Annotated in this window: 1 protein-coding gene; it reads left to right on the top strand. The window is 38.9% G+C overall.

The window, feature by feature from the left end; all coding sequences use genetic code 11:
* The coding region (locus tag ACTHSQ_RS11310) for a hypothetical protein (protein WP_440375962.1) at positions 1 to 215 on the top strand (215 nt) is incomplete at its 5' end.
* Positions 216 to 262: the final 47 nt, after the last annotated feature.

The raw sequence follows: 262 nt of genomic DNA, 5'->3' as shown, positions 1-262 counted from the left end.
TTTTGGGTTTGTTGGTCGTCGCTGTTTTGGAGGGGGTGTTCGAGGTGGGGGTGGAAGTGTTAGGCGGGAAGGAGGGTTTGGTCGTTTTGAGTCGGCATGTTGCCCTGCTTGGCTTTCTTTTTCATGTTTTTTTTAGTGTTTGTTTTTTTTTTGAAAAAAAAACTACAGGCCTTTTACCACTACAATTTTATTGGGGTTTTTTTTTTCGAAAATGAAGCGGCTTTAAAATTCAAAACCGCAATTGTTTTGCATTTTTTAAACA

The organism is Neisseria sp. P0009.S008 (genome assembly GCF_051958615.1).
GTDB lineage: Bacteria > Pseudomonadota > Gammaproteobacteria > Burkholderiales > Neisseriaceae > Neisseria > Neisseria subflava.
The sequence above is the reverse complement of the archived record's forward strand: the minus strand, read 5'-3'. Positions and strand labels throughout refer to the sequence as shown.